Annotated in this window: 40 protein-coding genes and 1 pseudogene; 38 read left to right on the forward strand and 3 right to left on the reverse strand. The window is 53.8% G+C overall.

Annotated elements, in window-relative coordinates; translation table 11 throughout:
- Positions 1-139: 139 nt before the first annotated feature.
- Entirely contained in the window at positions 140-595 is a 456-nt protein-coding gene (locus tag ACVV26_RS04485; RefSeq protein WP_474800176.1) for a YdaE family protein, read from the reverse strand.
- 102 nt (positions 596-697) lie between these two features.
- Positions 698-1294 (reverse strand): helix-turn-helix domain-containing protein, encoded by a 597-nt coding sequence (locus tag ACVV26_RS04490; protein ID WP_474800177.1) that lies wholly within the window; start codon positions 1292-1294, stop codon positions 698-700.
- 114 nt (positions 1295-1408) lie between these two features.
- Here ACVV26_RS04490 and ACVV26_RS04495 point away from each other — a divergent pair, with 114 nt between their 5' ends.
- The 11 genes and pseudogenes from ACVV26_RS04495 (at position 1409) to ACVV26_RS04545 (ending at position 7416) form a co-directional block, all read left to right on the forward strand.
- On the forward strand, positions 1409-1636 hold the full coding sequence (locus ACVV26_RS04495) for a transcriptional regulator (protein ID WP_474800178.1): 228 nt from the start codon (positions 1409-1411) through the stop codon (positions 1634-1636).
- 2 nt (positions 1637-1638) lie between these two features.
- Positions 1639-2172, forward strand: coding sequence for a toxin YdaT domain-containing protein (locus tag ACVV26_RS04500; RefSeq protein ID WP_474800179.1), 534 nt, complete (start codon positions 1639-1641; stop codon positions 2170-2172).
- A 12-nt stretch (positions 2173-2184) separates the two neighbouring features.
- Complete coding sequence (locus ACVV26_RS04505; RefSeq protein WP_125293537.1) at positions 2185-2439, forward strand: hypothetical protein; 255 nt, start codon at positions 2185-2187, stop codon at positions 2437-2439.
- A gap of 114 nt (positions 2440-2553) precedes the next feature.
- The gene (locus ACVV26_RS04510; RefSeq protein WP_474800180.1) at positions 2554-3417 is read left to right on the forward strand and encodes a DnaT-like ssDNA-binding domain-containing protein; all 864 of its coding nucleotides are present in this window, start codon (positions 2554-2556) and stop codon (positions 3415-3417) included.
- A 2-nt stretch (positions 3418-3419) separates the two neighbouring features.
- Entirely contained in the window at positions 3420-4160 is a 741-nt protein-coding gene (locus ACVV26_RS04515; RefSeq protein WP_474800181.1) for an ATP-binding protein, read from the forward strand.
- A gap of 7 nt (positions 4161-4167) precedes the next feature.
- Positions 4168-4767: a hypothetical protein gene (locus ACVV26_RS04520; RefSeq protein WP_474800182.1), complete on the forward strand. Its 600-nt coding sequence runs from the start codon at positions 4168-4170 to the stop codon at positions 4765-4767.
- Positions 4764-5066, forward strand: coding sequence for a hypothetical protein (locus ACVV26_RS04525; protein ID WP_474800183.1), 303 nt, complete (start codon positions 4764-4766; stop codon positions 5064-5066). The genes ACVV26_RS04520 and ACVV26_RS04525 overlap by 4 nt, the downstream gene beginning before the upstream one ends.
- Positions 5063-5389 (forward strand): hypothetical protein, encoded by a 327-nt coding sequence (locus ACVV26_RS04530; RefSeq protein ID WP_318068963.1) that lies wholly within the window; start codon positions 5063-5065, stop codon positions 5387-5389. The genes ACVV26_RS04525 and ACVV26_RS04530 overlap by 4 nt, the downstream gene beginning before the upstream one ends.
- A 235-nt stretch (positions 5390-5624) precedes the next feature.
- Complete coding sequence (locus ACVV26_RS04535) at positions 5625-5897, forward strand: hypothetical protein (RefSeq protein WP_318068962.1); 273 nt, start codon at positions 5625-5627, stop codon at positions 5895-5897.
- Positions 5898-6991: 1094 nt separating this feature from the next.
- A pseudogene (locus ACVV26_RS04540) lies at positions 6992-7222 on the forward strand (hypothetical protein); the annotation flags it as partial.
- Positions 7219-7416, forward strand: coding sequence for a hypothetical protein (locus ACVV26_RS04545; RefSeq protein ID WP_318068961.1), 198 nt, complete (start codon positions 7219-7221; stop codon positions 7414-7416). The pseudogene ACVV26_RS04540 and the gene ACVV26_RS04545, both read left to right, overlap by 4 nt.
- Positions 7417-7475: 59 nt before the next feature.
- On the opposite strand, the gene ACVV26_RS04550 is transcribed toward ACVV26_RS04545, so the two are convergent.
- Positions 7476-8063, reverse strand: a complete 588-nt coding sequence (locus tag ACVV26_RS04550) for a hypothetical protein (protein WP_318068960.1) — start codon at positions 8061-8063, stop codon at positions 7476-7478.
- Positions 8064-8431: 368 nt separating this feature from the next.
- On the opposite strand from ACVV26_RS04550, the gene ACVV26_RS04555 reads away from it, so the two are divergent.
- The 27 genes from ACVV26_RS04555 to ACVV26_RS04685 all read left to right on the forward strand — a co-directional run bounded on the left by ACVV26_RS04555 (position 8432) and on the right by ACVV26_RS04685 (position 25615).
- Positions 8432-8656 carry a DinI-like family protein gene (locus ACVV26_RS04555; protein ID WP_251849762.1) on the forward strand — a complete coding sequence of 75 codons (225 nt, stop codon included), beginning with the start codon at positions 8432-8434 and terminating at the stop codon, positions 8654-8656.
- Positions 8644-8952: a hypothetical protein gene (locus ACVV26_RS04560; RefSeq protein WP_318068959.1), complete on the forward strand. Its 309-nt coding sequence runs from the start codon at positions 8644-8646 to the stop codon at positions 8950-8952. The genes ACVV26_RS04555 and ACVV26_RS04560 overlap by 13 nt, the downstream gene beginning before the upstream one ends.
- Before the next feature lie 57 nt (positions 8953-9009).
- On the forward strand, positions 9010-9609 hold the full coding sequence (locus ACVV26_RS04565; protein WP_474800184.1) for a DUF1367 family protein: 600 nt from the start codon (positions 9010-9012) through the stop codon (positions 9607-9609).
- A 2-nt stretch (positions 9610-9611) separates the two neighbouring features.
- Complete coding sequence (locus tag ACVV26_RS04570; protein ID WP_312980124.1) at positions 9612-10211, forward strand: recombination protein NinG; 600 nt, start codon at positions 9612-9614, stop codon at positions 10209-10211.
- A gap of 88 nt (positions 10212-10299) precedes the next feature.
- Positions 10300-10440 carry a YlcG family protein gene (locus tag ACVV26_RS04575; protein ID WP_474800185.1) on the forward strand — a complete coding sequence of 47 codons (141 nt, stop codon included), beginning with the start codon at positions 10300-10302 and terminating at the stop codon, positions 10438-10440.
- The gene (locus ACVV26_RS04580) at positions 10437-11042 is read left to right on the forward strand and encodes a hypothetical protein (RefSeq protein WP_474800186.1); all 606 of its coding nucleotides are present in this window, start codon (positions 10437-10439) and stop codon (positions 11040-11042) included. Before ACVV26_RS04575 ends, ACVV26_RS04580 begins: the two co-directional genes overlap by 4 nt.
- Before the next feature lie 394 nt (positions 11043-11436).
- Complete coding sequence (locus ACVV26_RS04585; protein ID WP_125292274.1) at positions 11437-11814, forward strand: phage holin family protein; 378 nt, start codon at positions 11437-11439, stop codon at positions 11812-11814.
- Positions 11804-12088, forward strand: coding sequence for a phage holin family protein (locus ACVV26_RS04590; protein WP_002433793.1), 285 nt, complete (start codon positions 11804-11806; stop codon positions 12086-12088). The genes ACVV26_RS04585 and ACVV26_RS04590 overlap by 11 nt, the downstream gene beginning before the upstream one ends.
- Complete coding sequence (locus tag ACVV26_RS04595; protein ID WP_125293521.1) at positions 12085-12711, forward strand: glycoside hydrolase family 19 protein; 627 nt, start codon at positions 12085-12087, stop codon at positions 12709-12711. The genes ACVV26_RS04590 and ACVV26_RS04595 overlap by 4 nt, the downstream gene beginning before the upstream one ends.
- Entirely contained in the window at positions 12708-13058 is a 351-nt protein-coding gene (locus tag ACVV26_RS04600) for a hypothetical protein (protein ID WP_312817812.1), read from the forward strand. Before ACVV26_RS04595 ends, ACVV26_RS04600 begins: the two co-directional genes overlap by 4 nt.
- Before the next feature lie 420 nt (positions 13059-13478).
- Positions 13479-14105: a putative metallopeptidase gene (locus tag ACVV26_RS04605; protein ID WP_474800187.1), complete on the forward strand. Its 627-nt coding sequence runs from the start codon at positions 13479-13481 to the stop codon at positions 14103-14105.
- Positions 14106-14137: 32 nt separating this feature from the next.
- The gene (locus tag ACVV26_RS04610) at positions 14138-14617 is read left to right on the forward strand and encodes a DUF2280 domain-containing protein (protein WP_474800188.1); all 480 of its coding nucleotides are present in this window, start codon (positions 14138-14140) and stop codon (positions 14615-14617) included.
- Positions 14604-16082: a phage terminase large subunit family protein gene (locus ACVV26_RS04615; protein ID WP_474800189.1), complete on the forward strand. Its 1479-nt coding sequence runs from the start codon at positions 14604-14606 to the stop codon at positions 16080-16082. Before ACVV26_RS04610 ends, ACVV26_RS04615 begins: the two co-directional genes overlap by 14 nt.
- 14 nt (positions 16083-16096) lie before the next feature.
- The gene (locus ACVV26_RS04620; protein ID WP_474800191.1) at positions 16097-17446 is read left to right on the forward strand and encodes an anti-CBASS protein Acb1 family protein; all 1350 of its coding nucleotides are present in this window, start codon (positions 16097-16099) and stop codon (positions 17444-17446) included.
- On the forward strand, positions 17400-18353 hold the full coding sequence (locus ACVV26_RS04625; RefSeq protein ID WP_474800192.1) for a phage minor head protein: 954 nt from the start codon (positions 17400-17402) through the stop codon (positions 18351-18353). The genes ACVV26_RS04620 and ACVV26_RS04625 overlap by 47 nt, the downstream gene beginning before the upstream one ends.
- A 15-nt stretch (positions 18354-18368) precedes the next feature.
- Positions 18369-19634 carry a hypothetical protein gene (locus tag ACVV26_RS04630; RefSeq protein WP_474800193.1) on the forward strand — a complete coding sequence of 422 codons (1266 nt, stop codon included), beginning with the start codon at positions 18369-18371 and terminating at the stop codon, positions 19632-19634.
- A gap of 11 nt (positions 19635-19645) precedes the next feature.
- Entirely contained in the window at positions 19646-20086 is a 441-nt protein-coding gene (locus tag ACVV26_RS04635; protein WP_125293512.1) for a hypothetical protein, read from the forward strand.
- A gap of 11 nt (positions 20087-20097) precedes the next feature.
- Positions 20098-21201, forward strand: coding sequence for a major capsid protein (locus tag ACVV26_RS04640; RefSeq protein ID WP_474800194.1), 1104 nt, complete (start codon positions 20098-20100; stop codon positions 21199-21201).
- Positions 21202-21210: 9 nt separating this feature from the next.
- Complete coding sequence (locus ACVV26_RS04645; RefSeq protein ID WP_312976288.1) at positions 21211-21504, forward strand: hypothetical protein; 294 nt, start codon at positions 21211-21213, stop codon at positions 21502-21504.
- 63 nt (positions 21505-21567) lie between these two features.
- Positions 21568-21972: a DUF7370 family protein gene (locus ACVV26_RS04650; RefSeq protein ID WP_474800195.1), complete on the forward strand. Its 405-nt coding sequence runs from the start codon at positions 21568-21570 to the stop codon at positions 21970-21972.
- Entirely contained in the window at positions 21972-22145 is a 174-nt protein-coding gene (locus tag ACVV26_RS04655; RefSeq protein ID WP_167509321.1) for a hypothetical protein, read from the forward strand. The genes ACVV26_RS04650 and ACVV26_RS04655 overlap by 1 nt, the downstream gene beginning before the upstream one ends.
- Positions 22142-22528 carry a hypothetical protein gene (locus tag ACVV26_RS04660; RefSeq protein ID WP_312980078.1) on the forward strand — a complete coding sequence of 129 codons (387 nt, stop codon included), beginning with the start codon at positions 22142-22144 and terminating at the stop codon, positions 22526-22528. Before ACVV26_RS04655 ends, ACVV26_RS04660 begins: the two co-directional genes overlap by 4 nt.
- 20 nt (positions 22529-22548) lie before the next feature.
- A complete protein-coding gene (locus ACVV26_RS04665) occupies positions 22549-22944 on the forward strand; it encodes a hypothetical protein (RefSeq protein WP_474800196.1) in 396 nt (131 codons plus the stop codon).
- Entirely contained in the window at positions 22941-23327 is a 387-nt protein-coding gene (locus ACVV26_RS04670; RefSeq protein ID WP_474800198.1) for a phage tail termination protein, read from the forward strand. The genes ACVV26_RS04665 and ACVV26_RS04670 overlap by 4 nt, the downstream gene beginning before the upstream one ends.
- 15 nt (positions 23328-23342) lie before the next feature.
- On the forward strand, positions 23343-24077 hold the full coding sequence (locus ACVV26_RS04675) for an immunoglobulin domain-containing protein (protein WP_063848996.1): 735 nt from the start codon (positions 23343-23345) through the stop codon (positions 24075-24077).
- Positions 24078-24108: 31 nt separating this feature from the next.
- Positions 24109-24762, forward strand: coding sequence for a DUF6246 family protein (locus ACVV26_RS04680; protein ID WP_313411976.1), 654 nt, complete (start codon positions 24109-24111; stop codon positions 24760-24762).
- Positions 24763-25075: 313 nt separating this feature from the next.
- On the forward strand, positions 25076-25615 hold the full coding sequence (locus ACVV26_RS04685; RefSeq protein ID WP_312805884.1) for a hypothetical protein: 540 nt from the start codon (positions 25076-25078) through the stop codon (positions 25613-25615).
- Position 25616: the final 1 nt, after the last annotated feature.

Below are 25616 nucleotides of genomic sequence, written 5' to 3' on the forward strand. Positions count from 1 at the left end.
GAGATCCTCATTTTTGGGTGTTAGAATCCCCGGACCATTGATAGCGCCCATTGGGTTAACTTTGGTTTTAATGTTGTTTCCGGTGTAACTTTGGTCGGTGGCACCGGACGTAGATCCCGCCTTGCGCGGGTTTTTGCGTTTATGACTCGTGAGCCATCTGGTCATGCTCGTCGCACTGCCTGGAGCAGTACTGCCGTTCTTCGCGGGCTAGCATGTTGCCGCGCAGTAGAAGCAGGGTGCTTTTTACTTCGTCGCCAGGCTGAAGAGGACTTTTGCAGTAGGCGCATTTCGCGCCGGTAGTTTCCTGTCCGTGAATCATTGGATCACCCCAGCCATTCAGTAAAACTTCCACAAGACAATCGTTGATACGTGTGGCGCCGCGCATGGTGCGCAGGTAAACGTATTTGCCGCGAACCGCTGACACATTCCAGGTGTGCCCGTCGTGCTTTGCCAGCATTCCCGGAGCCACACACTGGCGAATGATGTGCATCGTGCCGTAGTGTTGGTTAACCATCTCATCCTCTGCCGTTATCGCCCGGCTGGCGGAACGTTTATCGGAGCAACGCAGCGCGTTGTTGATGGATTTATTAAACAACAGGTTTAAATATTGGTCAAGAATATTTTCAACTACAAGTTTAAAAGATTATTGGTTGCATAAAAAAACCGGCTCTAGGCCGGTCTAATAGGTAGGGGAATATTATTTGCTGTTTTTCGTTTCGAGCATTTCTGCAAATAGGGCGGCATACTCGCTGACGCGGCTATTAAACATAGCAAGCATTTCCCTTTGCGCCGATTTAGGCATCTGTCTAAACAGGTGTAGAAGTTCAACCTCCTGCTCTGACAGGTTCTCAAGTGGGTTTGAAGGAGTAAAGAGGGGGTCATAATCAAGCGCACCATAGGGAAGGGAGTAATCAGCTTCAATTCGCCGAGCAATGTTATCGGTAATAGGCTGTTTCCCGCTCTCAATGTCTTGAAGTAACTGGCTCTCAGTCGAGCTGTTGGTTTCTGGTAGGCCCGCATTAAAATAGTGCCTGAACCTGTTCAGCCTTATTTGTTCGACTGTAAGGATGTCGTCTGGATCACCGTTAAGCAGCCAATCAATCGAAACCTTAAGCGCATCTGCTATCCGCTGAGCAGACTCCCTCCCTAGTTCTCCACGAGTGAACCAGTTATTAACTGCCTGCGGCGATACGCCAACCTTACGAGCCAGTTCAGATTTGGACATCTTTTTGGCTTTTAGGATCTTTGTAAGCCGATCTGATAGCGCTGAATCTTTTATGGTTTCTTCTTTCATATCAACATTATAAACAGTTAGTTTAAATATCGAAATAAACAACCAGTTGAAATTAATTGACGTTCATTTAAACGTGTTGTTTAATTTACTCCGTTAATCATTCACGGAGGTTTTATGGATTCCCTTCAAAAAGCGATTTCAAAAGCTGGCTCAGCATCAGCATTGGCGCGCGGGTTAGGTGTATCGCCGATGACGATCAGCTTTTGGCGGACAAGATCCAGCGGCGTAGTGCCAGTGGACAGAGTCATGGCCATATTCGAGTTGACTGGCGTAACTCCGCATGAGCTTCGTCCTGATATTTATCCCAACCCGACTGATGGTATGCCACGACAAAAGGCCTAAACATGCAATCACTTCAATTTCAACAGAGTACCGGAACAATGCCGGTAACGATGATAAATCGCTCTCAGGCGAAGCCGGAGTTTACCCACCAGCAGCTTCGTGCAGCTGTTCGTGCATGGGCGGCTGCGATCGATAACCAGGACGTGGTGGCCGGGTTGATTGTTGAGGAATATCAACTCAGCGGCGGCGGCCTGGAGTTCCCGACTGAAATCAACCGCCAGCGCCAAAAGCTATTCCGCTGGCTGGACGGCGACACCGATTATTCCCGAGAAAATATCCGCGAGTTAACTCCGGCAATTCTTAACGTTCTCCCGCTCGAGTTCCGTACCCGGCTCATTCCTCAGGAAGACATCCTGTCGCGCGTCGCGACGGCGATGAAAGAATGCGCGGAAGCCAAACAGGCCGTGCTGATGAAAGCGCCTGAACATCAGAAGCTGAAAGAGGTGAGCGAGGGGATTGCGTCGTTGTTTCGCCTGATGCCCGAGCAGGTCGGGCCGCTGATGACGATGGTCACGTCGATGCTGGGTGTCATGTAACCGGGGCCGCTTATGAACCATGAGCAGTTTATCGAGAAGCACGTCCGCGAGGAGCTTATCCGCCTGGGTTTTCCGGTGCCGGTGGCTCAGGGGGGGGCATTCCAGGCCGTGGATTTATACCGGCGTATGTCTCAGGCAAGCCGCAAGGGGAAAATTTTCGATGATGTTTTACGACACGCGAAATTGTGGGCAGAGAAACAAACCACTTCTGCCGACAGGTTCGAAGAAAAGCGCGTTAAGCGCACCGAACAGCGAGGCCTGTTCTGAAAGGGTGAAGACCGATGTGCGCCAACACTTCGGCCTTCGGGTGCAATTAATTGGGATCAATCGCGAGGTCAGTATGACTGGGCAAATTAAGCAAGTAAATAACGGGAGTAGTTAATGGCTCGCATCAGAACAGTCAAACCGGAGTTCTGGACAGACGAAAAAGTCGTCGAATGTTCTATTTCGGCTCGTCTGCTTTTTATCGGACTGTTCAACTTTGCGGATGACAAAGGCTGTCTGGAGCGCTCACCAAAGCGCATCAAGATGCAGGTTTTCCCTGCGGACACTATCGACTGCGAGCCGTTAATTATGGAACTGATCGCTCACGGACTACTCACTGAGTACTCAGTGAATGGTAGTCACTATTTGCAGATACCTGGTTTCCTGAAGCACCAGAAAATTAACCGTCCGAGTAATTCAAATATTCCGTTACCGTCCCAGCCCGACGAGCAAAAACCGCCATCTGGTGATAATTCACTGAAAAATCACGCAGAAGGTCATGCTGATTCACAGCGCGCTCATGAAGGACTCACTGAGGACTCACTGAATACTCATGGAGTACTCACTGACGGAAAGGAAGGGAAGGGAAGGGAAAGGAAAGGAATAAAACAAGAGAGAGAGGATCGCGTGCCTGAAGAAACTCAGGACGAAGAAAACCCAGAGACCGAGTACGAACCACCGCTGGGTAAATTTCCGATAACCACCAGTTGGAAACCAGCCCCTGAGTTTGAGCGCCGCGCCACGCTGTGGGGGATTTTTCTCGGCGAAGCGCCTGGCTACTCGCCAGAGGAGCTTCAGCAATTCCGGGACTACTGGTCTGTCGAAGGCCGCGTTAAGCACCATCAACAGTGGGAGCAGACTTTTGCGCAGAGTCTGCGAAGCCAGCGGGAACAGGCGCAACGCAACGCGGGTCGGCAGAAGACTGCGACGCTCGCGGTACCGCAACCGGGTAACACGATTCCAGACGGATTCACGGGGTGATCATGAAAACCAGCAGCGAATTAATCGGACGCCTGCAGCGACTCATGCCGGCGGGCATCAAACCCAAGTTCTCCAGCGCTGAAGAGCTGATGGCCTGGCAGCAGGAAGAGGGCCGCAAGCACTGCGCTGAGGTGGAGAAACTCAACCAAAAAGCGCGTGCGGATCGGATTTTCGGGCGCTCCGGTATTCAGGATTTACACCGCAGCTGCACGTTCAAAAACTACCAGGTAAACGGCGAAGGCCAGCAGCTCGCGCTGACGATGGCGAAGCGGTTCGCCCAGAACTTCGGTACCGGGTTCGGCAGCTTCGTGTTCAGCGGCGGTTGCGGTACCGGGAAAAACCATCTGGCGGCGGCCATCGGAAACTACCTGCTCGAGCGTGGCGCCACGGTGCTCGTGGTCACGATCCCCGACCTGATGCTGCGCGTACGAGCCTGCTACGACGAGGGCGAATCAGAATCCGCGTTACTGGATGACCTTTGCCGCGTGGACCTGCTGGTTCTCGATGAGGTGGGTGTTCAGCGCGAGTCGCGCAGCGAGTTCGTCATCCTGAACCAGATTATCGATCGCCGTCTGGCATCCCTGAAACCGGTCGGCGTGCTGACCAACCTGAATCACCCCCAGCTGACCGCCGTACTGGGCGAACGGGTGATGGACCGCCTGCAGATGGATGGCGGTGTCTGGGTGAACTTCAACTGGGCCAGTTACCGTAAAAACGTCAGCCACTTGCGCGTGGTGAAGTGAGGAAATCATGACAACGAATTCAGTTAACGCCGTTATCAAATTCCTGGCTAACCGGGAAGCAAACCTGCACGAAATCTCTGCGGCTATCGGCATGGAACCAAACCGGACCTCAACGCTGCTGGGTGGCCTGCTGCGTAGCGGTACCGTGGTTCGCTCCGGACGCATGCGGAAATACGTTTACCGGCTGGCGCAGGACTTCCGCACTCCGGAGCAAATCTACCAGGTCCGGGTTAAAGCCGTTCAGGCAGCGCTGGCAGAACAGCGTCGATTATCCTTCGCCGAAGTGAGAAGTCTGCTTCGCGAAAGCGAATGGATCACGCGCGCCTTTCTCGAACTGGCCTGTAAAAACGGCGACCTACACAAACAGGGTAAGCAGGGATTCTTCCTGACTTTTCAGGATTACGAATCTTACATCGAGGAAAGTGCCCGCCGCAGCGATGCAAAGCGCAGGGCAACCAGCGCCGCATACCGCGAAGCGCGAAAAACTCAAGCCAGACGAACTGAATCAGAAAAGCCTGCGGACTCAGTGAACATTGTCTGCGATGAGTGCCGCCAGAACTGGCAGGGCTATCAGATCCACAAACTTTTCGGGAGTGCCCGCGCATGAAAGACATGACCCATAAGCAGTTAATTCGCGCCACCTACGTGGTCGCTAAGTTTAAAGACCCGGAGACAGCGAAGCTGCTCAACGAACTGGCGGGGCGGCTGGACTGCGCGCTGGTAGCGGCGCGTACTGCTTGTCTGGAACGTGACGCCTCTGTCAGGGCCGAAATTGAGTGGGAGACGACCATGCGGCAGGCAGTTGGCGAAGACGGCGTTGATGACGTGGTTCTGGCAATCGAAAATCTGAAGGACGGGCGGGATGCGCGCGTATTCGCAGCACAGCTTCGCGGGAGCCAGGTATGAGCAAGGCAACAGACGTACACGACCTGTTAATCGCTTATCAAAAACAGGCCAGGAAGATACCCCCTAAGGGTGTTTATGCCTCAAGGCATCGGCAGGTTGAGGTGAACGCAGCGCACGTACGCAAATTAATGCGCAAGCGTCGTCGGTCAGTGGGCAAGTCAAATAAGCTCGGCTATCGCTTTACGGCGGAAATGCGCGTTGCATTGATTTGCGATATGAATTTTTGGGCGCTGGTGTGCAGATCAAATCGGACTAATGCTCGCCAGGATGCCAACAAAACAGAAATGGTAGCCGTTGGCATCAATTTAACGGTGGAGGGGTGATTGTGAGCATCAGAGAAAAATACGGATACGGTCCGATAACAGTCGAAATTGACTGGCTTGATGATTGCCCGTGCTGTGGGCACGGCATCGCCAACGTTACGGGGAAATCAATCTCATCACATTCTCTCTGGTCAGGCGATAGCGCAGTTTGCGCCAAATGCGGACACAAGGGCGAAATTGATGCTGATGGTGAAAATGCCTGGGTCGATTGGGATACGGTGGAGGGGTGAGGGATATGAAGAATTATCTCAGTAATTTAGCGAGTCTACTGCAAGGGATTGCAGGCGTAATTTCTGACCGCGAAAAAGTTCAGAAAGAATGCCCTGAGAATTTAAAGTCAGCACTGCTTGAGGCGTCTCACGCTCTGGACGGTCAATCAGTCAGGGTTAATTATCCGCCTAATGGCAAGCCTGAAATCGTAAATGCTCGCGGTAAGCACCGCCAGCTTACTCTGCGTGAGCGAATTGCGGTCCGCATTCTGGGTGGCAAAACGGAGATTAGACCATGACAATCAACGAACGCGTATCACCAGAACGCCTGGACACAATCAGCGCGGAGTATTCTCGACCAAACCACACTAAGAATTTCAGCGCAACGGATTGGGAAATCGCAGCGATGGCCCGCGAGCTACAGCAGTACCGCGCCGCCGCTGAGAAGCCAATCGGCAGTTTTCACATTATCGACCAGCAGGTAGACGGCACCACTGATTACGTGAAAGACGGTGAATGGCCCATTGATAACGGGGAGCTGCTTGTCTACGCAGCCCCACAAGGTACGAGCGTGCCGGAAGAGGCAACGCCGGAAAGTATTGAAGTTCTCGCCAGCATCAGGCCGCCTCATGGTGTCGCTTTTCAGTTGGATGGGTATGAACGAAAGCTAGCGTCCGATATATGGAACGCTTGCCGGGGAGCCATGCTGACTGGTGAGGGTGAGACCGCAGCGCCAGCAGTACAGGCAGAGCAGGAACCCATCTACCAACTGCGCGATGTGGACTGGTACGACACCGACAAGCGGACGTATGACACAGTGGTAAATACTGGTGGCGCTGGGCGCATTGTTTACGCAGCACCACAGTTACCGCAGCCAGCAGTGGTGGAAACATTACCATGTCCAGTGATGCTTGAGCCTGGACTGCGCTTCGGCAAGGGCGTGCGCACGCAAACTATGCTCGATGCATTGCAGCGGCGGGCTGAATATTACGACGAACTGGAAGCTATGACCCCTGAGCAGCGCGCCGACCACGACGCAGGCATTAAGGAGTTTGCCGCCATGCTTCAGGGTGCCGAGTCGCCAAGCGGCATCCAGCCCGCACCATCACTGGATTTATTGCCAAAAAGTGACGAAGTGCCCACCACCATTAAACCAGTGGCTGACCTGTACTCGATTGCCGTTCCTGGCGGGCGCTCGACTACTTACTCTACTGATGCGGCGGAGGCCTCGGATTGTAGGGCTATGGGATGGGCAGTACAGGAATACGTGAAGCTGGAGCGGTATCAGGAAGCCATGCTTCAGGGTGCCGAAAGTTCCGAGTCGCGCTGCAGCAGTAATCAGGGTGCCGAACATGTAAACCAGCCCACGTTGCCTGATGGCTGCTGCATCATGCCCATGAAGCTGACAGCAGAGAACGGGGCAAAAGGCGCATTGTCTGGTGAGTTTTCAGAAACTAAGTTCATCAACTGCCCTGAGTGCTTAGGTGATGACGAATGCGAAACCTGCGATGGCAGCGGAAGAATTGAAATTACAGTACCGGTCAGTTGGACAACCATCAAAGAAATTTGGGCAAAGGGTGTTGAACATTTCGCAGCCGCACCGAAGCAGGAGGCTGAACCGTGAGCAATCAGCTACTGGAATACGCCACAAATCGCATCATCGAGCTGGAAAGCCTGCTGCTGGTGGACGTAACCGAAACCGTATGGCCAACTGAGGTCGGCATGGTAGAAAGTGCCGGAGATCTTCCGGCGCACCACCAGCGTCGCCTGAAACATCACATCAATCGTATGTGGCTTAAGAAAATGATATCTCGATAATTCATACTTTTCTTTTAAAAATTTAGCCCTCGTTCTATGAGGGCTTGTTATAAAAAGTATTACTTTTTGAGAAAATAGTATCCAGCAGCTAATGCACCAATGGCGGCAACGAGAGCACCTTCAGCAGGGGATATAGTAAGTGTTTCAAGTTTAATGGTGCTTTTACAATCCGCATTATCTGTATTTGGTTTTGGTTGTGTGTATTCTGAATTTTCTTTCTCTCTTTTCACTTCGGCCTGTTTGACGTTTTCAACAATTTCTTCAACAGTTGGTCCATTTGGAAGAATTTTTTTTAGTTCACTCATCGAACGCTCAAGTTGTTTCATCATTGTATCTAAGTCGTCTATTGAGCATTCTTCAGCATCGCAATTGGGACGACTGGCGTACTCAAATTTGGACCCTTCTAGGTATGAAATCGCATCGAGGGAAAATATCTCAAATTTGCTAAACTCTTTTGGGCTACATATATAAGCTTCATGAATCATTTTGTTGCGAAGATGTGTAATAAATGCAAGTTTTTTGACAATTGAATCAGTGAGCCTCCAGTTAATAGAAGTACTTAGTTCTTTGAGGCCATTGCCTTCCGCGCCTCTTGCGCGCAGTAGTTTTTCGATTTTTGCGCAATTTTTAACGACTGTTTCAAGCATGCATTACCTCTGCTATGTAAGGTTAACCTTATATTTTTGCATGTAATTCATATCCATATCAACTACAAAAAAAGTGGGTTGTTTTATGCCACTTCAAACGTCAAGTAGGGCACTTGCTGCGGCAACGCGGTACCGCCGCCGTTTGCTGAGGCGCTGGTAGGAGCAAATCTCCCCGAATTGTGCCGCATCAGTGAAGAGGCGGCCTGAGAGTTAAACCCGAAGCCACCAAAACAGTGGCTTTTTTATTCAATGAGTTACACAACTTTAACTTTTCAAAATTTGTAGCAAATCGTGCGTTTATCGAGTTGATCATTCTCCGGTATAGGTGTACTGTTTATTTATACAGTATCTTTATAAGAGGGATGATCATGAAGGTTGAAGTCACTATCGAACGTACAAAAAAACTGCCTGATGGCGCGATCCCGGCGCTGGAAAACGAACTCTTAAAACGATTAAACAAACGCTTCGAGAGATGCCAGCTGACCATTCGCCGGGCACAAAATGACGGGCTCAATGTTATCGGTGGCGATAAAGACGAGGTCGCTAATATTCTGCAGGAAACCTGGGAAAGTGCTGACGAGTGGTTTTACTGAGTGTTCTTTATTGCAGCCTGCAGTCCTTTGCCAAACCACAAATCATCCATGCGCGGCTGCTGAATTTTCGACAATTGCGTCTGTATGTCGCTCAGGGGGATTTTGTGGATTTAGACATCGCCGAAGCGGTAGACATAATCAGACAGGGAGGGCGGTTCGTTGTGAATTGTGAAGAGGGCCGGATCACCAGTCTGGAAAGGATACGCGACAAACAACACCTGCTTACTATGAGCGAATTTTTGGAAATGGCTGTCGAGGCAGGTCTTATTGACCTTCGCAAGCCGAGACTGCCATAATCTACTTACCGCCTGAACAGCGGAATCGGAGCAGCAAAGCGCCACGGAGTGAACACCATGGCGCACTTGCAATTAATCAAGCAATCATCAGGAATCCTGATCCCGGCTACGCCCGAGACCAGCGATTTTCTGCATTCAAAATGTAAGCTCGGTGCGGTACTCGAAGCCGAGTTTCGCCAGCTACGTAACCCGGCATTTCACCGTAAGTTTTTCGCTCTGCTTAATCTTGGTTTCGAGTACTGGGAACCGACCGGCGGCGCGATATCTTCCAACGAACGCAGGCTGGTTAACGGTTACGCCAGATACCTTGCCGCCTATGGCGGGAACGAAAGCGCGCTGATGGATGCCGCTGAGCAATATCTGGAACAGGTGGCCAGTCGCCGCATAACTAACGGCATCAGCCTCTGCAAATCCTTCGATGCGTATCGCGCCTGGGTAACTATCGAGGCCGGGCATTTCGACACTATCCAGTTGCCTGACGGCACACTCCGGAAACATCCTCGCAGCATCGCCTTCGCAAATATGGACGAGACCGAGTTTCAGCAGCTCTACAGGGCCGCGTTAGATGTGCTGTGGCGCTGGATATTGTCCAGGGCATTCAGGGACCAGCGCGAGGCTGAGAACGCCGCCGCGCAGCTGATGAATTTTGCGGGGTGAATATGGCTAAAAAACCTCGTCGAAAATGTATCCACTGCAGGGAGTGGTTTCACCCGATACGGAACGAGCAGGTCGTTTGCTCATTCGAATGCGCCAGCGCTGTAGGCAAAGTGCAGACCGCAAAGAACCAGGCCGACGCTATGCGTGCTGAGAAGAAGCGCCAGCGCGAAGAGGAGAAAGAGCAGCGGGCACGCCAGGCGGAACGGCGACAGGCAGTTAAGCCGCTCAGTTATTTCATCAAACAGGCCCAGCAGGCTTTTAACGAGTTCATCCGGTACCGGGATCGTCACATGCCGTGCATCAGCTGCGGCCGCTACCATGACGGGCAATATCACGCCGGGCATTACCGTACGACCGGTGCCAATCCGGAGCTGCGCTTCAATGAGGACAATTGCCATCGCCAGTGTGCCCCATGCAATAACCACCTCTCCGGCAACCTGACGGCCTACCGTCCGGCGCTAATCGCCAAAATCGGCCAGGCCCGCTTTGATGCCCTGATGGGCCCGCACGAATTACGGAAATGGAAACGCGACGACTACATCCGGATCCGCGATGAATACCGCTCAAAGCTCAGACAACTCAAACAGCAGGAGGCCGCATGACTACCGAAAATTATTACCAGATTGGCTGGGCCGCCCTGTTGGCGCTCGGGTACGTACGGGACTGGCATGCAACGAGAGAGGGGAAGCGGTGAACAGAGAAAATTACAAAACAGATGTTATTCGCCTGCGTTGGCAACGTCTGCGAATTTACCGTTTTCGCGGATCGGTTGTGACGGATTACCGCATATTGAGAAATTACATTAAAACAGCAATGAGGGCTGCACAATGACACCGAGCCAACGCCGGCAGCATTATCTGGGGCTGGGCGCTGTTGCCGCCGCTCCGCGCAAAAGCTACCTTGGGCGATTTACGCCACTAACCTGTATCCAGTCAGGATGGATAAAATCATTGCTGACCACATGGGGGTGTAGTGTCAGTGGGGATACGGGCCCACGCATGCCAAGAACACACGCCTGCTGGAGTGCGATCAAAGGTGGTCGCTGGTCAGATAAGGCGCTTGAGCGTTTTACTGCTGCATTAAATCAGGCCAGAAGTGAAGGTTTCAAAGGCAGGCATATTATGAATCGTGCCCATGCCATTTTATGGCCTAAAGCCCCGGTGAGTATAATCGACCAGGCACTGCGCAATGATGACGCTGATTTTGTTGAGCAATGCGTTTTGCTTGCCCTGGATGTGAACGATCCGGTCTATATGGTTGGCGTTCAGTATTACACCACACACAAGAAAATCTCCGATATCACCAGAGATCTGCAGTCAATAGCACCGTGGTTATCGGATTGTGAAGCAAGGCGAAGAGTGCGCTGGTGTCTGGAAATATTCAGGGCGAAGGTGTTTTTGTCTGCCCGAAAGCTGCTGGCTGAGGAAGAGTGATTTTTTACTATTTGTGCCTTTTATTCACATCTGGATTGAAAACGAGCCAGAAAAGTGTTTAATTAATTCATGCTTGGCAGAGCTGCGCAAAAATGGCAGCAACTAAAAGCGACAATCTGAAAAATTCGAAAGCCCCGCTAATGCGGGGTTTTTGCTTTCCGGCGATACGACAGGGGTATTCGCGAGGTGCATTGCATCAGTACCCCTGTCATAGCGCCGCAAAGAATATCTGACAGATTCACCTCATTTTATGAGCCGAATAAGCTATATATTCGGCTCATGCCTTATACAAACGCCAACGCAGCGGAATGGCATCCGCATCAGGGCCCACTTCAGTGGGCCTTTTTTATTTCCCCTCATTTCTGAGAGGACTCATCACTAACGAGGGGGCGTAATGTCCGAACCTTTTTCCGGTACCGCAGCCGCCGGCAGCGCGCTGACCGGCGCGAGCATTTATGGACTGCTGACCGGCACAGATTACGGCGTTGTGTTCGGGGCGTTTGCCGGGGCTGTTTTCTATGTGGCCACTGCAGCCGACCTGACGATTTTTCGCCGCTCCGCATATTTTGTCGTGTCGTATTTCGCTGGTGTCTATGGTTCCGGGCTGGTGGGTTCGTGGCTGGCGAGTATAACCGGCTATGCCGATAAGCCATTGGATGCGCTCGGCGCGGTGATTCTGTCTGCCGTGGCTATCAAGACACTGACGTTTTTCAGTGAACAGGACCCGCTAAAGCTGCTGGCACGCTGGAGAGGGGGAACCAATGGTAACTAACGATCCGCTGGTGCTTACCAACGTAGTGGCCTGCGCCGCTATTGTTCTGCGCCTGATGATGTTCCGTAAACCCGGCGGGCGACATAACCCGTGGGCGTCCTGGCTGGCCTACCTGATAATTCTGGCGTATGCGTCGGTGCCGTTCCGGTACCTGTTCGATTCCTATCTGCATACCCACTGGGCAACCGTGACAATCAACCTGATTATCTGCGCCGCCGTGTTCAGGGCACGGGGGAATGTGGCGCGGCTCTTCTATGTCCTGAGGTCGGAATGAAACAATCACAATTTCAGCAGGCGGCTGGTATAAGCGCCGGATTAGCTGCGCGCTGGTTTCCACATATCGACGCGGCAATGAAAGAATTTGGCATCACTGCACCGACTGACCAGGCGATGTTTATCGCCCAGACCGGACACGAGTCCGTGAGTTTCTCCCGGCTGGTGGAAAGCATGAATTACAGCGTTGCAGGACTGGCTGATTTCGTGCGCTTTGGGCGGCTTAGTCGGGACCAAGCAAACGCGCTGGGCCGCCGTTCGTATGAAAAGGTGTTACCGCTGGAGCGCCAGCGCGCTATTGCCAATCTGGTGTACAGCAAACGCCTGGGCAACAAAGCACCGGGTGATGGCTGGAAATATCGCGGACGCGGCCTGATTCAGATCACCGGTCAGGATAATTACCGTCGGTGTGGCGCCGCGCTGAAACTTGATCTGGTCTCCAGCCCCGAACTGCTGGAGCAGGACCGCAACGCGGCGCGTTCGGCGGCATGGTTCTACGCCGCTCATGGATGCCTGCTTTACTCCTGCGACCTGGCGCGAGTCACACAGATTATCAATGGTGGCCATAACGGCATTGAAGACCGCCGTCTGCGTTATAACCGTGCGCGGAGTGCGCTGGTATGAAGTGGCGATATGTTCTGATGGCGCTGGTGGTAGCAATCTCCGCCACCGCGCTGATTTCATGGCGTTCTGGATGGAATGCCCACGCCGACCATATCAACGCGCTGGCGGTGGATAAGAAAGATAAGGCCGAGAAAGCCATCCAGCCGGTAGAGAAGAAAGCCGCTGTGGCTGCCGCTGAAGCAAAGGTGATTTACCGGACCATAACCCGCGACGTGGTGAAGTATGTCCAGGATCCGAACCGTACTGTGTGTAAGTTTGATGATGAGTCTGTGCGGCTGCGCCAGCGTGCCATCGATGCTGCCAACGCCATCAGCGGATTTGATGCAGGAACCGTGCAGGGCAAGTAATGCCGGGGCAAACAGTGATGAGGACCTGCAGGCGGATATCGAAACGGCAGAATGCCTACGCCAGCTGCGGCTCAACACGTATCGCTGGCAGGCCTGGTATAACGCCGTGAAATGACCAACCTGGGGCGCGTTTACGAACGCACCTGGTGATGTTCTGTATTCACGCTGACGCTCTGTAAAGCAAAAAAACGCCCCCATCAAGAGGGCGAACCGGAATTGTCTATGGCATGTGCATTTCGCACTTTTTATTTTCTCAATGAAAAGGGTCAAGCGGTGGTGCCTGTTTCCTGTGCTAAAGGAAGTTTGAGTATGGTTAGCAATGCTGTAGTAACAAGCGTAAGCGGCAACTATTTGTCATAGTTGCATTTTTTGAGCCTCGCAATAGCGGGGCTTTTTTAATGGAGCCAAACCGGAGAGGTTATGATCGAGATTAGCAGGCCACTCCCGTCACCTATCTTTGTTGCTGAGTTCGCTCTATACATTCGGTTGATTCCCGCCGATGGACTGTGGGAGTGGGTACAGATGCAAATCATTGCCGAATCCGGCCATCTTCATAACCCCGACCACTTCTACCTTGCTGACGCTGATATCGCGTTTATGTGGGCGTCCAGCGCCTTCTCCAAAAAAGGACGCACCGTGCTGGGCCAATGCGAAGAGGTAATGATGCGCGCTGGTGGCTGGCAAAAAGCCAGAATGGAACAGCAAATGCATGAGTGGTTCGGGCGCATCCCTGAGTTCATCATCACCCTGGCCGCTGATTACTGCGCTCAGTGTTCTGATCTGGAGTTCTGCGCGCTGGTGGAGCATGAGCTGTACCACATTGCACAGGAAACCGATGAATTTGGCGCGCCGAAATTCTACCGGGACAGTGGATTACCCAAACTGAAACTGCGCGGCCACGATGTGGAAGAGTTCATTGGCGTCGTTCGCCGCTACGGTGCCAGTCACGATGTGCAACAACTGGTGGACGCAGCAAACAGGCCTGCGGAAGTGGCTCACCTTGATATCGCCAGAGCGTGCGGGACGTGCATGCTTAAACTGGCTTAACTTTATGACTGATTATGACAGGCAGGTGATTTATGGCGGCATTGAAAGGTGAGGTCAAAGCCTTCATCGTTCAGTCTCTTGCCTGCTTTGATACCCCGTCTCAGGTGGTTGAGTCGGTCAAAAAAGAATTTGGCCTGACCATACCCCGTCAACAGGTTGAATCCCACGACCCGACGAAAGCAAACGGCAGGGGGCTGGCTCAAAAGTGGGTGGATATGTTTAACGCCACCCGCGAACGCTTCCAGAATGAAATCTCTGACATTCCGATAGCCAATAAGGCGTACCGGCTGCGCGCTCTCGATCGCATGGCAACGCGCGCTGAGGGGATGAAGAACCTTGCGTTAACAGCTGAGTTGATTGAGCAGGCTGCCAAAGAGTGTGGTGATGCTTACACCAACAAACATAAATTCGAGCATTCCGGGCCGAACGGTGGCGCTATCCAGACGCTCACCATGAGCAAAGAGGAATACAAATCCGCAAGGCAGGAGATGATGGAGGATGACGACTGCTGAGCAAAAGGCATTTGCCCGTAAGGTCGAATGCGAAGAGGATGGACTGTATTACGCGCGTTACTTCTTCAAACAGCGCACCGGCGGCAAGATGATTGTCGCACCGCATCACAAAGTCATACAGCAGACGCTAAACCGCGTTATAGACGGCGAAATAAAGCGTCTGGTCATTAACGTTCCGCCCGGTTACACCAAAACAGAACTGGCAACCATTAACATGATGGGCCGGGGACTGGCGCTGAACCGGCGCGCCCGGTTTATGCACCTGTCGTACTCCCACCAGCTGGCGCTACTGAACTCATCGACTGCACGCGGCATGGTCAAATCGCAGGCCTACCAGTCAATGTGGCCGATGGCGTTGCGTGACGATGCGGACAGTAAGGCGATGTGGTGGAACGAATACGGTGGCGGGGTTTATGCGTCCTCATCTGCCGGGCAGGTTACCGGCTTTCGTGCCGGACACATGGAGCCTGGCTGGCAGGGCGCGCTGATTATCGATGACCCGGTAAAACCAGATGATGCATACAGCGAGACTGTACGCGATGGCGTGAATAACCGCTTTAACGAAACCATCAAATCACGTCTGGCTGTAGAAACGACGCCGATGATTGTGATTATGCAGCGCATCCACTACCACGACCTCAGTGGATACCTGCTGCGCGGTGGCTCCGGTGAAATGTGGCATCACCTGAATCTGCCTGTGATTATCGATAACAGCCAGGCGTATGCAGCCCAGTACCCGGAGCACTCTCACGCCATACCGATTGATCATGGTCTGCCTGATGGCTGGCTCTGGCCGTTCAAGCACAACGAGTCTCACCGCGTATCACTGTTCTCTCACCGCCGAACTGCCGAGGCTCAGTACATGCAGAAGCCCCGCAAATTTAACGCGGAGGGCGCACTGTGGACTGAGGCGATGATTAGTGCCGCGCGCGACCTGCAGATCCGCTTTGATAAGGTTCGTACGGTTATTGCGATTGACCCGCAGGCCACGAACAGCGATGAAAGCGATGAAACCGGGATTGTGGCTGCCAGCGCATACGGTGCTGGTGATAAAAAACAGTTCTCTGTGGATGGCGATTACAGTGCCAAATACTCACCGGCTGGCTGGGCTAAAAAGGCTATGTGGGCCTATGAAGAGCATGGTGCTGATGCGATTGTCATCGAAACGAACCAGGGCGGTGATATGGCGGAGGAAACATTGCGTAACGCCGGGTTCAAAGGCCGCATTATTCGTGTTCATGCCAATAAAGGCAAATTCGCCCGCGCCGAACCGATATCCGCGCTCTACGAACAGGGGCGCGTAGCTCATCACGGCAATCTCTATCTACTGGAAAACCAGTTGATGGAATATGTGCCCGCCACCGCCAAAAAGTCACCCGACCGACTGGATGCCGCTGTGTATGCGCTGACCGAACTTGGCGGGGCGCAGGCAATTGGCATGATGATCCCGAAACGCCTCAGATAACTTACGGACCCTGCATGAATAAAAATCTTCAACTGGCCGTCAACCATGCGTTGAACGATGCCAGGCTTGCGCGCGCCCGTATGATGGCCGCTAACCCAACCATGGGACTGGATTCAAAGCGCAATTCAGCGTGGTGCGAGTACGGATTCAAGGACGACATTACCTTCGATGACCTCTACAGCCTGTATCGGCGCGGCGGTATTGCCCATGGCGCGGTCAAAAAGCTGATCGGCGCGTGCTGGCAAAGCAACCCGGAAATTATCGAAGGTGATAAACAGGATGAAACCCGCAAGGAAACGGCCTGGGAACGCAAGGCTAAGTCCGTATTAACCCATCGCTTCTGGCGTTCGTTTGCCGAGGCTGATTTACGTCGGCTGGTTGGGCGTTATTCCGGCATTCTGCTGCATGTACGGGACGGCAAAGACTGGAACCTGCCTGTAACCAGAGGGAGAGGGCTGGAGAAAATTACCGTTGCCTGGGCGGGAACAATTAAGGTTAAGGACTGGGATACAGGTCTTAACTCCCGCACCTACGGCCAGCCGAAAATGTGGCAGTACATCGAGCAACTTGCGAACGGCGCCATCCGGCGCGTGGACGTTCATCCGGATCGCGTTTTTATCCTGGGTGATTATTCCCCCGATGCTATTGGTTTTCTTGAGCCCGCTTACAACGCTTTTGTCAGTCTGGAGAAGGTGGAAGGCGGCTCCGGTGAGTCGTTCCTGAAGAACGCAGCCCGCCAGCTGAGCATCAACTTCGACGAAAAAATCGACTTTACCAATCTGGCCTCGCTCTATGGTGTGAATGTTGCGGAGCTGCAGGAAAAATTCAATGAAGTCGCCGTTGAGATTAACCGTGGCAACGATGCGCTACTCACCACGCAGGGCGCAGCTGTAACGCCGCTGGTGACATCTGTGGCTGACCCCGGCCCGACCTATGACGTCAACCTCCAGACAGCCGCCGCTGCGCTGGATATCCCGACCAAAATCCTCGTTGGCATGCAGACGGGCGAGCGTGCCAGTACCGAAGACCAGCGTTACTTCAACGCGCGCTGCCAGTCCCGCCGGGGCGATTTGTCATTCGACATTGAAGACCTGTGCGACAAGCTGGTGGATCTGGGCATTCTCGATGCGGTAGGGCAAAAAACGATTATCTGGGATGACCTGAACGCCAGCACCGACGCCGAGAAGCTGGCCGCAGCCAAGACCATGGCGGAAATTAACAGCGCCTCAATCGCCACTGGCGAACAGCCCTTCACCGGTGAAGAAATCCGCGTGGCCGCCGGATATGAGGGCTCGCCTGAACCGCTGGGGGAAGACGATGAAGAAGAGGAAAACGAAACCTCCGATTCTGCCGGGAAACCTTAACGACCCCACTGGTGCAGACCGCCTCGAGCGCGGCGCGATTAACGAGTTCGGCAAACGGATAAGGCGCATTGCCAAAGCGTACCAGGACATTCTCGACCGCATTCCCGCTTCACCTGCTGTAAACCTTCGCTACGCATTCGACCTGGACACCTCACTGCTATCAATGCTTCTCAGTAACGCCTCGGTGATGGTTGATGAAATCCTCTTTGGTGGCAGCGAGACCGATTTCTGGTTCTGGCGGGATTACGTCAGGCAGGGATATCAGCGCGGTACGGCTCAGGAATTTGCCAGCCTCTCGCAGCAGTCGCCGGTCTATGCCGCCGGGCGTGAAAGTCTCCAGCAACTGTTGCTGAGCGAGCCCTATCAGCGTCGCCTGCTGCTGGTGAGAACCCGCGTGTTTGAGGAGATGAAAAACCTCAGTGCGCGGATGAAATCGGATATGGCGCGCATCCTGACCGACGGTATGGGGCGGGGGCAAAATCCACGGGAAATTGCGAAACGTCTCACCAGCCAGACCGGGATTGAACTCAGCCGGGCTAAGCGTATTGCCCGCACGGAGATACCGACGGCGCTGCGCCGCGCCCGGTGGGATGAAACGGATGATGCTGAGGCTCAGTACGGCATTACAACCCGTCTTTTGCATCTGTCAGCATTCAGCCCGACAACGCGGCGTAAACATGCGCTTCGCCACGGGCATCTCTACACCACCGAAGAGGTTCGGGACTGGTACAGCGTCGACGGCAACGCGATTAACTGTAAGTGCACGCAGGTTGCTGTGCTGGTTAACGCCAGCGGTCAGCCGCTTAACCCCAATGTTATTGATATGGCGAAGAAGCGCCTGGATAAAGCGCAGAAAGCCGGACTCATCGCCAATCACTGCGACTGCGGCCACCACAGAGCCGCGTAACCGCGAGACACCACCATGACCATGCAAGTAAACGTCACCACCCGTGTGAACAGCCAGTCCATCCGCCGGGAGGTTCACAACGGGCGCGATCACCTGATCCTGCCCAGTTACACACTGCCGGCCAATGTCGTCATGAACGGCGGTCTCTATTCTGCCAGCGAAATCGATGCGCACTATGCGGGCCTCGAGGGGACGCTGGCGCCGCTCGGTCATCCGCAGGTAAACGGCCATTTCGTGTCGGCCTTTTCGCCTGAAGGGTTGAATGTCGGGTTCGTCGGCGCATGGAACCGCAACGTTAAGAAAGCCGGGAATCGTATCTACCTGGAGAAATGGGTGGATGTGAACAAGGCCAGCGAATCTGAAGGTGGACGGGAACTCCTCGAACGCGTGGCAGCCATTGAGCGTGGCGAGGACGTGCCGCCAATTCACACCAGTGTGGCGGTGTTTCTTGACCAGCTCGAACCGAATGAAGAACAGAAGGCGCTGGGTGCTGAGTGGGTGGCAAAAATTCACGGCATGGATCACGACGCCATTTTGCTGCACGAAGTCGGTGCGGCCACGCCGGAGCAGGGCGTTGGCCTGATGGTGAATGCCGACCTCGCCACGCCACTAAAAGCCAACTCTGGCGCGCTGGTGGGCGAATCCTTTCGGGAGCGTGAACAGCGCCTCGATCGTGCAGCCAAGGCCCGGTTCGCCCCCGGCGAGAACGAATACGCCTGGGTGGCTGATTTTACTGATTCGCAGGTGGTGATTATCCGCAATGGCGGTAGCGCGCAGGTTTACGGCTACACCTCTGACGGCGGAAAAATCACCTTCGACGACACCGGAACGCCGGTTGCCCGCCAGGAGTCGTGGGTCACCGTCGTGGCCAACAAAGTTAAATCCCTTTTCACACCGCAGGATAAGCCTGCAACCAACCATCAAACGGAGGGCGACATGCCTTTAACCACTGAAGATACAGAACTGCTTCGCAAAATCGTTGGTGAGGCCATCGCCGCTAATAACGACGCGACCATTAAGCCACTGAGCGAAAGCATTGCAGCAATTCAGACTAACCAGCAGCAGCTCGCTGAGACCCTGACCGCTAACTCCCGTGCCGAAGAAGCAACGAAGCGTGCGGCGGTTGCAAAAGTTCACGGCGAGATCGTTGCGAACGCGCTGTCAGGTGACGCACTGGATGCGATGTTCAAAAACCTGGGCGAAGCCGCACCGCTGGGCACTAACTCCGCACAGGCGCAAACCGAAACCGGCGCACCTGATCCGGCCACTTACTTTAAATAAGGGAAACGCCAATGCCACGTTATCGTCGCGTTAATATCGACGGGGAATCGCTCTACAAGACGGAAACCCGAAAACTCGCAGCGACCCTGAACCCGGGTACGTTTGTTGTCATCAATGCCAGCAATCTTTTTGCGCAGGCCTCTGCACCTGTGGGACGCATGTATGTGCTGGACTGCGCTTATCACGAAGGGCTGGGCATTACCGATCCGATCCCGTCCGGTCATTCGGGTGTGGGTAATTACCTGGAAGAGGGGCGCGAATTCGCTGTTCGTGTCGCTGCAGGTGCCTATAAAAAAGACCAGCCAATTACGGTTGTTGCAGGTCAGGCCGCTGCCGTGCCTACCGCTGCGGGTACCTATCAGGTCATCGGATATTGCCAGGATGACGTCACCACCACGGCGGTTGACTTCATCCGCATCCGCGCGCGCGCTTCCAGCGTGACCGTTGCTTAAGGAGAGCATCAATGTATTTTTCTGCTGAAACACTGGCTACAAACAGCCGCCTGCGCACGCACTGGAATGAGCTGTGGGCTAACCGTAACATGTGGGATGCCCAGCACCGCGCCATGATGGCGGTAAACCGTAATCTCATGACGCCTGAAATGCTGGCGGCGAATGCACTGGCCGGTGACGGTCTCGGTCGTGAATTCTGGGCTGAAATCGACCGACAGGTCATCCAGCTGCGCGATCAGGAAATCGGGATGGAAATCGTCAACGATCTGATGGGTGTACAGACGGTATTGCCGATTGGCAAGACTGCCAAGCTGTATAACGTCGTTGGTGACATAGCCGATGATGTGCAGGTTAGTCTGGACGGTCAGCCACCGTTTTCTTTTGACCACACCGAATACGGTAGCGACGGTGACCCGATCCCGGTTTATACCGCAGGTTATGGTGTGAACTGGCGTCTTGCTGCTGGCCTCAATACCGTCGGTATTGACCTGGTGCTGGATTCACAGCTGGCGAAGATGCGCAAGTTCCATAAACGTCGCGTTAAAGGCTATCTCGACGGTAACCCGACCATTCAGGTTCAGAACTATCCGGCCCAGGGGATGCGCAACCACCGTAATACAGCCAAGATTAACCTCGGTTCCGGTGCTGGTGGTGTAAACATCGACCTGACGACGGCAACGCCGGCGGAGCTTCTGGAGTTCTTCGGGCCAACCGGGGCGTTTGGCATTACCGCCCGCGCCAACAAAGTCACTGCGTACGATGTGCTGTGGCTGAGCGCTGAAATTATGGCGAACCTGTCGAAGCCGTACACCATCGAAGTCGGTAGCGGCGCGAACGCCGTTATCAGCGGCAATGTCCTGGATGCCATCCGCAAATTTATGCCGGTGAAAGATATCCGCCAGACCTATGCACTAACCGGTAATGAATTCCTGGCGTATGAACGTCGTCAGGATGTGATCACGCCGTTAGTAGGGATGGCGGTTGGGGTGGTTCCGTTGCCTCGTCCGATGCCGCAGAGCAACTACAACTTCCAGATTATGTCTGCAGAAGGTTTGCAGATTAAACGCGATGACGATGGCCTGTCCGGCGTTGTCTACGGCGCGAATCTGGATTAAGGAGAATTTATGCCGAAGTTTGAAGTCGTACGTGGCTGGCATGGCGTTAAGGTTGGGGATGTGCTGGTTCTGGATAAAGTTCATCCGGCGCTGGAATCTCATCTTCGCCTGATGCAGGGGGAAGCGGGTGGTGAACTTACCCCGGCAACTCCGGGCGCGGGCACTGATGTGAAATCCCGAAAAGAAATCATTGCTGAACGTCTGAAAGAACTGGGGATCGAGTTCAAAGGCAACCTGGGTGCGGAAAAGCTTTCTGAGCTGCTGCCACCTGGTGAGCTTGAAAACCTGTTCCCTGCTGAATAACCGCCGCGAAAGCGGTTTTTTTATGCCCCGTTCCGGCGGGGCGTTTTATTTCAGGAGTCTGTCATGGTCTCACAGGAACAGGCGCAGCAGTACCTGAACGGGCAGGGCATCGCTTTACCCGACTTCGTGCTGGCGGCGCTGATTGACCAGGCCAACGGTCTAGAGGAATGCCTGACACTTCATTATCCGGCATCAACAGCGCTGCTTATCCAGCTTTACCTGCTGGCGCTGATGGGGCTCGGGCAGGGTGATAAATACCTCTCCAGCCAGACCGCGCCTAACGGCGCTTCGCGTTCATTCCGGTACCAGTCGTTTTCTGACCGCTGGAAAGGGGCGCTGAGCCTACTGCGTGGGCTGGACAAACACGGTTGCGCGACGGCGCTTATTCCACCCGATCCGACTGCTGCGCCAGCATTTGCGGGGATTTGGGTTGGTAAGGGCGGTTGCATGTGCAACGGGGGCCGATAATGGCTTGGGTATCGGTGAAGCAGCGTCTGCCGGAGCCGTTCGTTAAGGTCTGGGTGATGACAGACAGCGGCAGGAAGGCCACCGGCTACATCAAAGGTAACGGTGAATGGTTCATCTTTTGCCGTGAGGTTGCAGCCGGGAAGCCTGAAGTGATCCGCTGGGAGGAGCCATGAGCGCGACAGCGAACTGGGTATATACCAACCTCGCGACAATCTACCCGCGTACGTACGATGACTGGAAAGGCACCTGGCTAACCGGCACGCCGTATCTTATCGACTGCACATGGGAGATAAACCAGGAACAGGCGATCGATGATGCCGGTACCGAGTTCACCACCAACCTGATTATATCCACCGAGCTGAAGCACAACGGCGCTGATGTCCGTAAACCGCTGCGTAACGACTATGTCGCAGTGGGTGACACAACCGCTGAGTCTGACCCGGTAAAAGCGAAAGGTGATGTGATCCGGGCGGTAAAGATGTGGGATATGTCGTTTTTCGACGAGGAGCCCGACTACAAAATCCTGACATCTAACCGTAACGCCCTCGGCGCCTGATAACCCCAGGAGACAACGCTATGCCCGTTAAAGGTATTAAACGTGTTCAGTTAAACATGGGTAACGTGATTGGAAACATCGCCGGGGTAGTGACAGAAAAGGTTATCACCGAAGTTATGATCGTCGGCTCCGGTTACGCAGCACAGATAACCCCGATTCATACCTCCACGCTGGTGAACAGCATGTATCGCGAACTGAAGCCAGAGCCTGGCGGAATGACCGGACGGGTGGGCTATACCGCGAATTATGCCGCGCGGGTGAATGCGGCCGGTGGCACGTTAAAAGGCAAGCCGCGCCCGGACGGAAGCGGTAATTACTGGGACCCGGACGCTGAGCCTGATTTTCTTCGCAAGGGGTTCGAGCGCGACGGTATTGAGGCTATTAAAGCCACTATCAAGCGAGGATACAAGCTATGACACGTAGTGATGTCTATGACGCATTGCGCGCCTGGCTGCAAGCTCACGGCTTTGACTCTGGTTACCGCGTTCAAAAGCGATTCTGGATCGAGGTCGAAAATTCGCAGAGCGACCGCTATCTCGTTATCCAGCAGCAGGGCGGTGGCGCGGCAGAAGAGGCCATCACCCGCGACTATTTCCGCTTCATCCTGCTTACCGGGCAGAACGACGCCGATGTTGATGCGGTGGAAAACACCGCCGACGCCATCCGCCAGGCCATGCTCGATGACTACCACACCGAATGCATCATCTCAATGCAGCCAGTCGGGGGCGTTCCCGCCTTCCGCACCGAAGAGGGCCGCTGCGCCTTCGAAATTAACTTCCAGACCATTATTTCCCGATAATACGGAGTAACACATATGACTTGTGAATCAGGTGCATTCACGGGGCGCGACGTCGTCGTTTATTTTGCGATTGGTTGCCCGGAGGTTCAGCCCACGCTGAGCCAGTACAAGCGCCTCGGTATGATGCGTGGCAAAACAACCGGCGTTGAATGGGAAACCGCAGACGCCACGGCTGACCAGAGCGCGGCGTATACCCAGGAGAATTTGGTCACGTATAAAAACGTATCCTTCTCCGGTGATGGCGTAAGCCGCAAGGAAGCTATCTACGGCCAGAAGGAAATGAAACGCCATGTTTACAACCCGCCCGGAGAAACCAGCAACCAGCCTTACGTGTGGCTGAAAATCATCTCGCCGTTCGATATCACTGAAGGCCCGTTCCTGGTAACGAGCTGGCAGGATGAATCACCGCATGATGATGTGGCCACGTGGTCGATTGAAGCCTCCAGTGCCGGGCTGGTGGATGTTCGTGACGTTGGCGCGGTCATTAACATCACCTCCCAGCCGCAGAACCGCACCATCACCACCGGCAGCACGCTGACGCTTACCACAGCGGCGACCGTGACGGATGGTTCAGCGCTGACGTATCAGTGGAAGAAGAATGGCACGGATATCAGCGGGGCCACGGCGGCTACCTACACCAAAGCCAGCGCGGTGGCGGGGGATGCCGGTTCTTACACCTGCCAGGTATCATCGCCTACCGCCGGTACCGTCACCACGAGCCCGGCAACGGTTGTGGTCAACGCGTCTTAACTGACAGGGGCGAAAGCCCCTTTGAGGTTTTATGCAGGCAATTACCGATATCGGCCAGGCGGAGATCCGCGCTGGTGGCCGGAGAATATTCCTCAATCCTTCGTTTCTTGCGATGTCGCGGATTGGCACACCGGAAGAGATTGTCGGGGCGTTCGTGACGGTGCACGGCGGGCATTATCCTGAACACCGGATCAGCGATATTGAAGTAATGCGCAGCATCCAGGCGCGTTGTTTCGCCGACATGGTTGTTACTGCGGCAAAGGTGGTGCAGGCGGCCTGTGATGATGATCTCCGCCAGGTTATTGGTGTCTGTTCTGTGACAGCAAAAGGCAAGCTTTCGTATCGCCCTGGCCTTCTGCCGGTATCGCACATTATCCAGCTGGCGCGCCATCTTATACGCCATGGGGTGGTGGGCGACCAGCCGCAGGAAGCCGCCAGCAAAGGTGAAGGAGAATACTCGGGGAAATTCGATGCCCGGTCTTTCGTTTATCTGGCGGTGGCACACCTGGGCATGAGCGAGTCTGACGCCTGGAACATGACCATGACCAGCTTCAGGGCGGCAATGAGCGCTAAATATCCGCAGAAGGAAGCCGCAAAAATCCCGACCGAGCAGCATTACGATGAGGCTATGGACTGGGCAGAGAAAATGTTTGCACTCGATGCGCAGCGGAACGGGCTGCACTAATCAGATCCATTTTTTGTTAGTTGATACTCAAGGCGGTTACCGCGATTTTTAGCACAAAGTGCGATCGATAAAGAAAAGGCCTTGAATCGCAGAAATTACACTCATGTGAACATCCTCGAACGGTATCACATCCTGTGATTACCACACAGGTAACTTCGCCGAACTTGCCGCTAACGTGTAAAAGCGTCATTCTGAACGTCGTCGAAAATGTAGACATCCTGACAGAAGTCTGATTGCCCAAATATCACTAATGGTATTAAACTCAGCGACTATAGCTGTCGCTATAGAGTTATATACTTTAGTTGAGGTTGATATGAATCCGTTGAATGCCATTACTTTCGCAGCGCTTTGTGGGCCATTGGCTCAACCTGCGGCTATGGCTCAGGAGTTTATCATTCAGCCAGCTCCTGTTATGTCAAATGCATCTCAGCACTCACCGAGCATCGAGGATTTTGGGCGAGGTCTTGAAGCCGGAAGGGAAGTACTCAATAAGCTGACCATTGCAGTTGATGATTTCTATCTTATATTGATTGGAATGTCATCTGACCATGCTCGTCAGGCTGTTGAACATAATGGAATGGACACTACAGAGGCGTGTGAGCTTTTCCTTAGGGCGTTTGAGGAAGAAGTAAAAGCAACTCTTTCACAGAATTTGCCTGAGTTTGTTGCTGGTGAATTAAAAAGTTATTGGCGGCATGTAGCCAAGGCGCGCTCCTCTGTTACGAGGCTAAATGACTTTGCGAAGAGCCTGAAAAAAGTACCTGAAACATTCCATGGTACTTCAGACCTTGACGGCCTGGCGGCGTTAGCAAAGCACACCACCGAACAGTTGAAAATCCTCCCCCTGCATTGAT

Source organism: Atlantibacter sp. MEI4A-1023, from assembly GCF_056155425.1.

Coding starts and splice junctions, on each gene's coding strand:
- ACVV26_RS04490 (WP_474800177.1), bottom strand. CDS start 1,294: ATGAAAGAAGAAACCATAAAAGATTCAGCGCTATCAGATCGGCTTACA.
- ACVV26_RS04495 (WP_474800178.1), top strand. CDS start 1,409: ATGGATTCCCTTCAAAAAGCGATTTCAAAAGCTGGCTCAGCATCAGCA.
- ACVV26_RS04500 (WP_474800179.1), top strand. CDS start 1,639: ATGCAATCACTTCAATTTCAACAGAGTACCGGAACAATGCCGGTAACG.
- ACVV26_RS04505 (WP_125293537.1), top strand. CDS start 2,185: ATGAACCATGAGCAGTTTATCGAGAAGCACGTCCGCGAGGAGCTTATC.
- ACVV26_RS04510 (WP_474800180.1), top strand. CDS start 2,554: ATGGCTCGCATCAGAACAGTCAAACCGGAGTTCTGGACAGACGAAAAA.
- ACVV26_RS04515 (WP_474800181.1), top strand. CDS start 3,420: ATGAAAACCAGCAGCGAATTAATCGGACGCCTGCAGCGACTCATGCCG.
- ACVV26_RS04520 (WP_474800182.1), top strand. CDS start 4,168: ATGACAACGAATTCAGTTAACGCCGTTATCAAATTCCTGGCTAACCGG.
- ACVV26_RS04525 (WP_474800183.1), top strand. CDS start 4,764: ATGAAAGACATGACCCATAAGCAGTTAATTCGCGCCACCTACGTGGTC.
- ACVV26_RS04530 (WP_318068963.1), top strand. CDS start 5,063: ATGAGCAAGGCAACAGACGTACACGACCTGTTAATCGCTTATCAAAAA.
- ACVV26_RS04535 (WP_318068962.1), top strand. CDS start 5,625: ATGAAGAATTATCTCAGTAATTTAGCGAGTCTACTGCAAGGGATTGCA.
- ACVV26_RS04550 (WP_318068960.1), bottom strand. CDS start 8,063: ATGCTTGAAACAGTCGTTAAAAATTGCGCAAAAATCGAAAAACTACTG.
- ACVV26_RS04555 (WP_251849762.1), top strand. CDS start 8,432: ATGAAGGTTGAAGTCACTATCGAACGTACAAAAAAACTGCCTGATGGC.
- ACVV26_RS04565 (WP_474800184.1), top strand. CDS start 9,010: ATGGCGCACTTGCAATTAATCAAGCAATCATCAGGAATCCTGATCCCG.
- ACVV26_RS04570 (WP_312980124.1), top strand. CDS start 9,612: ATGGCTAAAAAACCTCGTCGAAAATGTATCCACTGCAGGGAGTGGTTT.
- ACVV26_RS04580 (WP_474800186.1), top strand. CDS start 10,437: ATGACACCGAGCCAACGCCGGCAGCATTATCTGGGGCTGGGCGCTGTT.
- ACVV26_RS04585 (WP_125292274.1), top strand. CDS start 11,437: ATGTCCGAACCTTTTTCCGGTACCGCAGCCGCCGGCAGCGCGCTGACC.
- ACVV26_RS04590 (WP_002433793.1), top strand. CDS start 11,804: ATGGTAACTAACGATCCGCTGGTGCTTACCAACGTAGTGGCCTGCGCC.
- ACVV26_RS04595 (WP_125293521.1), top strand. CDS start 12,085: ATGAAACAATCACAATTTCAGCAGGCGGCTGGTATAAGCGCCGGATTA.
- ACVV26_RS04600 (WP_312817812.1), top strand. CDS start 12,708: ATGAAGTGGCGATATGTTCTGATGGCGCTGGTGGTAGCAATCTCCGCC.
- ACVV26_RS04605 (WP_474800187.1), top strand. CDS start 13,479: ATGATCGAGATTAGCAGGCCACTCCCGTCACCTATCTTTGTTGCTGAG.
- ACVV26_RS04610 (WP_474800188.1), top strand. CDS start 14,138: ATGGCGGCATTGAAAGGTGAGGTCAAAGCCTTCATCGTTCAGTCTCTT.
- ACVV26_RS04615 (WP_474800189.1), top strand. CDS start 14,604: ATGACGACTGCTGAGCAAAAGGCATTTGCCCGTAAGGTCGAATGCGAA.
- ACVV26_RS04620 (WP_474800191.1), top strand. CDS start 16,097: ATGAATAAAAATCTTCAACTGGCCGTCAACCATGCGTTGAACGATGCC.
- ACVV26_RS04625 (WP_474800192.1), top strand. CDS start 17,400: ATGAAGAAGAGGAAAACGAAACCTCCGATTCTGCCGGGAAACCTTAAC.
- ACVV26_RS04630 (WP_474800193.1), top strand. CDS start 18,369: ATGACCATGCAAGTAAACGTCACCACCCGTGTGAACAGCCAGTCCATC.
- ACVV26_RS04635 (WP_125293512.1), top strand. CDS start 19,646: ATGCCACGTTATCGTCGCGTTAATATCGACGGGGAATCGCTCTACAAG.
- ACVV26_RS04640 (WP_474800194.1), top strand. CDS start 20,098: ATGTATTTTTCTGCTGAAACACTGGCTACAAACAGCCGCCTGCGCACG.
- ACVV26_RS04645 (WP_312976288.1), top strand. CDS start 21,211: ATGCCGAAGTTTGAAGTCGTACGTGGCTGGCATGGCGTTAAGGTTGGG.
- ACVV26_RS04650 (WP_474800195.1), top strand. CDS start 21,568: ATGGTCTCACAGGAACAGGCGCAGCAGTACCTGAACGGGCAGGGCATC.
- ACVV26_RS04655 (WP_167509321.1), top strand. CDS start 21,972: ATGGCTTGGGTATCGGTGAAGCAGCGTCTGCCGGAGCCGTTCGTTAAG.
- ACVV26_RS04660 (WP_312980078.1), top strand. CDS start 22,142: ATGAGCGCGACAGCGAACTGGGTATATACCAACCTCGCGACAATCTAC.
- ACVV26_RS04665 (WP_474800196.1), top strand. CDS start 22,549: ATGCCCGTTAAAGGTATTAAACGTGTTCAGTTAAACATGGGTAACGTG.
- ACVV26_RS04670 (WP_474800198.1), top strand. CDS start 22,941: ATGACACGTAGTGATGTCTATGACGCATTGCGCGCCTGGCTGCAAGCT.
- ACVV26_RS04675 (WP_063848996.1), top strand. CDS start 23,343: ATGACTTGTGAATCAGGTGCATTCACGGGGCGCGACGTCGTCGTTTAT.
- ACVV26_RS04680 (WP_313411976.1), top strand. CDS start 24,109: ATGCAGGCAATTACCGATATCGGCCAGGCGGAGATCCGCGCTGGTGGC.
- ACVV26_RS04685 (WP_312805884.1), top strand. CDS start 25,076: ATGAATCCGTTGAATGCCATTACTTTCGCAGCGCTTTGTGGGCCATTG.